This is a genomic window from Inquilinus sp. (genome assembly GCF_057815775.1).
The window spans coordinates 1-6,210 of record NZ_JBYRFX010000641.1; the positions used below are offsets into that span (position 1 = coordinate 1).

General features: G+C 71.5%; 4 protein-coding genes and 1 pseudogene. 3 read left to right on the forward strand and 2 right to left on the reverse strand.

The features are described from left to right. Positions 1-82: 82 nt before the first annotated feature. Both hpnE and AC3XYG_RS22215 read right to left on the reverse strand, forming a co-directional pair. Positions 83-1,345 (reverse strand): hydroxysqualene dehydroxylase HpnE, encoded by a 1,263-nt coding sequence (gene hpnE, locus AC3XYG_RS22210; RefSeq protein WP_489142045.1) that lies wholly within the window; start codon positions 1,343-1,345, stop codon positions 83-85. Then, positions 1,342-2,946, reverse strand: coding sequence for a squalene/phytoene synthase family protein (locus tag AC3XYG_RS22215; RefSeq protein ID WP_489142048.1), 1,605 nt, complete (start codon positions 2,944-2,946; stop codon positions 1,342-1,344). Before AC3XYG_RS22215 ends, hpnE begins: the two co-directional genes overlap by 4 nt. A 396-nt stretch (positions 2,947-3,342) precedes the next feature. Here AC3XYG_RS22215 and hpnA point away from each other — a divergent pair, with 396 nt between their 5' ends. From hpnA to AC3XYG_RS22230, 3 genes and pseudogenes are all read left to right on the forward strand, one after another. Next, a complete protein-coding gene (hpnA, locus tag AC3XYG_RS22220; RefSeq protein ID WP_489142046.1) occupies positions 3,343-4,338 on the forward strand; it encodes a hopanoid-associated sugar epimerase in 996 nt (331 codons plus the stop codon). Further along, positions 4,335-5,522 carry a glycosyltransferase gene (locus AC3XYG_RS22225; protein ID WP_489142047.1) on the forward strand — a complete coding sequence of 396 codons (1,188 nt, stop codon included), beginning with the start codon at positions 4,335-4,337 and terminating at the stop codon, positions 5,520-5,522. The genes hpnA and AC3XYG_RS22225 overlap by 4 nt, the downstream gene beginning before the upstream one ends. Then, positions 5,519-6,210 (forward strand): annotated as a pseudogene (locus AC3XYG_RS22230) (squalene--hopene cyclase); the annotation flags it as partial. The gene AC3XYG_RS22225 and the pseudogene AC3XYG_RS22230, both read left to right, overlap by 4 nt.

The following is a 6,210-nucleotide window of genomic DNA, read 5'->3' on the forward strand; positions in this document are numbered from 1 at the left end:
GCGACAAACCCCTCCCCCTACCCCCTCCCGCAAGGGGAGGGGGCGAGTGAAAGAGGCAAGGCCGGTTGCGTCCGGCCCGGCCTCACCCCTTCCGGCCGCCCGGGATCTTCAGGCCGCGGACATGGTCGGCGGCGCGGAAGCCGGACAGCAGGCTGCCTTCGATCGTCGCCGGCAGGCCGGTCGCGGTCCAGTCGCCGGCCAGCCACAGATTGCCGACGCCGGTGGCGCAGCCTGGCCGCCGCGCCTCGTCGGCCGGGGTCTGGCGGATGGTCGCCCGCTTTTCCTTGATGATGCGGTACAGCGGCAGCGGGCCGGCCAGATCCGGGAAGGCGCGCACCACATCGGCCCACAGGCGCGGCGCGATCGCCTCGGCCGGGGCGTCGACCAGGTCGCGCGCGGCGCTGACCGTGGTGCTGGCCATGCCCGGGCGGCGGAACACCCAATGCGCCGTGCCGCCGACGATGCCGGCGATGTCGTGCGGCTCATGCTTCATCGGGATGGCGAAATGGCCGTTGACGATCGGCTCATCCGCCTCCGGCACCACCAGCCCCGGCACCAGCCGCGCCGCGATCGCCGGCGGCACCGCCAGGATCACCTGGTCCTCGGGGCCCAGCGGCAGCGTGCCCTGTTCCAGCTCCAGTGCCTCGATCCGGTCCTCGCCGAACTCGATCGCCTTGATCCGGGTGCCGGTGCGCAGCGCCACACGGCGGCGGTGCAGGTAGTCCAGCGCCGGGTTGATGAAGGTGTCGGCCAGGTCGACGCGGGCGATCAGCGGAATGGTCTGGGCGCCGCCCTTGGCCAGGGTCTGCTCCACCACCGCCCACAGGCCGCGGGCCGAGGCCTCGTCGGCGGGGGTGTTGAGGGCCGAGACGGCAAGCGGTTCGATCAAGCAGCGATACAGCTCGCCCGGCGGGAAGGCGGTGGCCACGGTGTCGGTGGCGCTGGCCTTGGACAGGCGGCGCAGCGCCAGGTAGTCGCGGGCGGTGGTATCCGGCACCCGGCGCCCGGCGCGCAGGATCCACCAGGGCAGCCGGCCGCGGTTGGGCCGCAGGGTGAAGTCGCGGTCGCGCTCGATATCGACGAAGCGGAAGCCGGGCCGGGCCGGGGCCGACAGCCGGTCGGTGGCGCCGATCAGCCCGAGATAGCGCCGGACGTTGCGGTTGCCCGACAGCACCAGATGGTTGCCGTTGTCGATCATCCGGTCCAGCACCGGCTCGTGGAAGGCGCGGCAGCGGCCGCCGGGCCGGGCCGTCGCCTCGTAGATCACCGTCGGGGTGCCGGTGCGGGCGAGTTCGACCGCGGCGGCCAGGCCAGCCAGCCCGCCGCCGATCACATGCACCGTCACTTGAGCAGGGCCGAGAGCAGGATGCCGATCTTCTCGCGCTTCGACAGGCGCGGCCGGACGGCACGGTCGGTGTAGCCGCGGGCCTGCAGCATCTCGAAGATGCGGCGATAGCTGTGCTGCATGATGAGCGCCGCCTTCATCTTCTTCGCGGTGCCGGGTGGCATCAGGCCGGGCAGGGCGGCGTAGATCGGCGCGATCTCGGCGGCCAGCCGGGCGCAGACCGTGGCGATCCGCGGGTCGGCGACGATGGTCGGGATCGGCGCGTCGGTCGGGATGCCGGCCTCGCGCAGCCAGCTTTCGGGCAGGTATAGCCGGCCCAGCCCGGCATCCTCGTCGACATCGCGCAGGATGTTGGTCAGTTGCAGCGCCTCGCCCTGGGCCACGGCGAAGACCTCGCTGGCCTTGTCCGGGCAGCCGAAGATCTTGACCGCCATCACGCCGACGGTGCCGGCGACGCAGCGGGCGTAATGGGCCAGGCCGGCGCGGTCGGCGATCCGCACCTCGGTCGCGGCATCGATGGTCATGCCATCCAGCATGCCGTCGAATTCGGCCCGCGGCAGGTCGAAGCGGTGGATCGCCCAGATCAGCTCGCGGTCCAGCGGCTCATCGCCCCGGCCTGCGAAGATGCGATCCAGCCGCTCGCGCCAGGCGGTCAGGTCGGCGATCTTCTCCGCCACCGTCGCGGTGGAATCGGCGATGTCGTCGACCTGACGGCAGAAGCCGTAGACGGCATAGATGGCGCGGCGGCCGTCCGGCGGCAGGATGCGCATGCCGGAGGCGAAGGAGGATTTGGCCCGGAACACCGCCATCCGCACCAGCGTCGCATCGTCCAGCGGCTTGGCGCCGAAGGCCATCACCGACAGGCCCGGCCGCAGCGCCCTGGCGAAGTCGCTCTTGCCCAGCGCCACCCGGCCCAGCAGCGGGTCGCCCCGGCGCAGCTTGGCCGCCAGCTTGCGGGCCAGCCACAGCATGACGCTGACCTCCGCCGCCAGCGGCCGCGAGGTCAGCTGTCCCGGCAGGGTGGTGGCGGTGTCCAGCATCGCATCGACCAGGTCGAGGCAGCGGTCGATCACCGGCCGGCGCAGCCGGGCCGAGGCCTCGTCGGCGGTGAAGAACCGGTCGATGCCGCCGGCCACGTCGATCCAGTCGATCGGCACGTAGATCCGCTGCAGGTTGCGCCAGTCGTCGCCGCAATCCTGCAGGTGGTTCAGGATCTGCAGCACGGTGCACAGGGCATCGCCGTCCGGGAAGGTCGAGTCGGCCTGGCCATGCAGCCGCAACAAGTATCGGCCGACCGGGTTGGCCGAATAGCGGCAATAGTCGATCAGGTCGTCCCAGGTCCGGCAGCTGCGATTCTCGGAATCGCGGCGGAAGGCGGTCAGGATGTCGCGGCAATCGACCAGTCCGACGCCGGTGGCGGCGATCGAGGCGCGGATCGCGGTGGTGGAGTCGGGCCCCGGCCCGGTCAGCCCGGCCTCCAGCGCGTCCAGCCGGGCCAGCTTCTCCGCCGGCGGCAGGTCGGGGTCGTCGCCGATATCATCGGCGGTGCGGGCGAAGCGGTAGAAGGCTGCGATATGCGGCCGCAGCGCCTTGGGCAGCAGCCAGGATCCGACGGGGAAGTTCGCCTGGCGCTAGGTCTTGCACGCCGCCACCTCGACGGCAGCGACCGCACCGCCGGCAGGGCCGCCGGTTTGGGAAGAGTCGTCGACGATGGCTCGTTCGGCCGGCACGGTCATGATCGCCTGTGTCATATAACGGCCAGGGCCGGCGGCATGGTGGCGGCGCCAGCACGACCCTGAACTAAAGGCCACCACATCGCAGACCCCCGGGAATTGTCAAGGCAAACGCCCATGGCGAAGAGCCGCATGCAGGGGAGGTTTACCGCGTTTTAGGTTGCGGTCCCCGGTCCGGTTCGACAGTCTCGCCGCCATGATGACACTGCCGAGACAGCTCCCGCCTCCGGCGGCGCCGCTTCCGATTCTCCCGCGCGGGGAAAAATGAGCGAGATCGCCCTCGTCACCGGGGCCACGGGCTTCGTCGGCTCGGCCGTCGCCCGCGCCCTGCTTGCCCAGGGGCACCGGGTCAAGGCCCTGGCGCGGCCGGGCAGCGACCGGCGCAACCTCGCCGGGCTGGAGGTCGAGCCGGTGACCGGCGACCTCGACGACCCGGCCTCGCTGGTTCCGGCGCTGCAGGGCTGCACCGCCCTGTTCCATGTCGCCGCCGATTACCGGCTGTGGGTGCGCGACCCCCAGGCGATGTACCGCACCAATGTCGATGGCACTGCCGCCATCCTGCGCGCCGCAGCGGCCGCCGGGGTGGCCCGTGCGGTCTACACCAGCAGCGTGGCGACGCTTGGCCACCGGCCCGACGGCCAGCCGGCCGACGAGGCGACGCTGGCGACCGCGGCCGAGATGATCGGCCCCTACAAGCGCTCGAAATACCTGGCCGAAGATGCGGCGCGCCAGGCGGCGGCCGAGACCGGCCTGCCGGTGGTGATCGTCAACCCGTCGACGCCGATCGGCCCGCGCGACGTCAAGCCGACCCCGACCGGCCGGATCATCGTCGAGGCCGCGACCGGGCGCATCCCCGCCTTCGTCGACACCGGGCTGAACCTGGTCCATGTCGACGACGTCGCCCAGGGCCACCTCACCGCCTTCGCGCAGGGCGTGGCAGGCGAGCGCTACATTCTCGGCGGCGAGGATTTCAGCCTGTCCGCCATCCTGGCCGAGATCGCGGTGCTGGTCGGGCGCAAGGCGCCGAAGATCCGGCTGCCGCTCGCCCCGATCTGGCCGGTGGCACTGATCGCCGAGACCGTGTCGCGCTTCACCGGCAAGGAACCGATGGTGACCCGCGACGCGCTGCGCATGGCGCGGCAGACCATGTTCTTCTCCTCCGACAAGGCCAGGGGGGCGCTGGACTACAGGCCGCGGCCGGCCCGGCAGGCCCTGGTCGATGCGCTCGACTGGTTCCGAACCAACGGTTACCTCCGATGATCGGCTTGGTCCTTGCCGCCGCCAGCCTCGTGGTGTGGCTCAACCTGTGGCTGTTCCGCGGCCGGTTCTGGGACACGGCGGTCGCGCCCGACGCACCGGCGCCGGCCGTCTGGCCCGGCGTCGTCGTCGTCATCCCGGCCCGCAACGAGGCCGAAGGCATCGGCGCCACCGTCGGCTCGCTGCTGCGCCAGGCCTATCCCGGCCGGCTGCAGGTGGTGGTGGTCGACGACCAGTCGACCGATGGCACGGCGGAAGTGGCGCAGGCCGCCGCCGCGGCGGCAGGGGCGGCCGACCGGCTGGCAGTGATCCTGGGCACGAAGCTGCCGCCGGGCTGGGTCGGCAAGATGTGGGCGGTGTCGCAGGGCGTCGCCACGGCGGAGCGGATCGCGCCCGATGCCAGCTGGGTCCTGCTGACCGACGGCGACATCACCCATGGGCCGGGCAATCTGGCGCAGCTGGTGGCGCGCGGCGAGGCCGACGGGCTCGACCTGGTGTCGCTGATGGTGCGGCTGCGCTGCCGCGCCGCGGCCGAACGCTGGCTGATCCCGCCCTTCGTGTTCTTCTTCAAGATGCTGTACCCCTTCGCCTGGGTGAACCGGGCGGACCGCAGCACTGCGGGCGCTGCCGGTGGCTGCATGCTGGTGCGGCGCACCGCGCTGGCGCGGATCGGCGGCATCGACTCGATCCGCGACGCGCTGATCGACGACTGCACCCTGGCCGCGGCCTTGAAGCGCAATGGCCGCATCCGGCTCGACCTCACCGATTCGGCGGAAAGCCTGCGCGATTACGGTCATGTCGGTGAGATCTGGCGCATGGTGGCCCGGACGGCCTATACCCAGCTGCGCTATTCGCCCTGGCTGCTGGCCGGGACCGTCGCCGGGCTGGTCGTGACCTACCTCGTGCCGCCGGTCCTGACGGTCGCGGGCGAGGGGCTGGCCCGCTATGTCGCGCTGGCCGCCTGGGCGATCATGAGCGGGTGCTACCTGCCCATGCTGCTGTTCTACCGGCGCTCGCCTTTGTGGGCGCCGTTCCTGCCGCTCGCAGCGCTGGTCTATCTCGGCGCCACGATCGATTCGGCGCGGCGCCACTGGGCCGGTGTCGGCGGGGCCTGGAAGGGCCGCGTCTACGACCAGCCCGGCGCGTCGCCCGACCTGTCTCGCCAGCCTAGAAAACCTTTGCCATGACCATGCACAGCCCTTCCGCCCGGACCGACGATCTCGCCATCCCGACCCGCACCAGCCTCGACGAGGCGATCGGCCGCGGCGTGGGCGGGCTGTTCGAGCTGCAGCGCGAGGACGGCCACTGGGCCTTCATCCTCGAAGCCGACGCCACCATCCCGGCCGAATACATCCTGCTGAAGCACTTCCTCGGCGTGGTCGATCGGGAGAAGGAGGCGCTGCTCGCCGCCTATATCCGCCGCATCCAGTCGGATGTGCATGATGGCTGGCCGCTGTGGCATGACGGGCCGCTGAACATCAGCGCCAGCGTGAAGGCCTATTTCGCGCTGAAGGCGGCCGGCGACGACCCGGACGCGCCGCACATGGCCCGCGCCCGCGCCGCCATCCTGGCCGCCGGCGGCGCCGCCCGGGCCAACGTCTTCACCCGCATCCTGCTGGCGCTGTTCGAGCAGGTGCCGTGGCGCGCCGTGCCGGTCATGCCGGTGCAGATCATGGTGCTGCCCTCCTGGTTCCCGTTCCAGCTGAACAAGGTGTCGTACTGGAGCCGCACGGTGATCGTGCCGCTGCTGGTCATCATGGCGAAGAAGCCGCGGCCGGTGGCGCCGGGCGCGATCTCGATCCAGGAGCTGATGGTCGAGCCGCCGGAGCAGGTGAAGAACTGGCATGTCCATGCCGACGGCACCTTCTGGGGCCG

Excerpts from the sequence above, each read along its gene's own strand:
- hpnA (WP_489142046.1), top strand. The coding sequence starts at position 3,343 with ATGAGCGAGATCGCCCTCGTCACCGGGGCCACGGGCTTCGTCGGCTCG.
- AC3XYG_RS22225 (WP_489142047.1), top strand. The coding sequence starts at position 4,335 with ATGATCGGCTTGGTCCTTGCCGCCGCCAGCCTCGTGGTGTGGCTCAAC.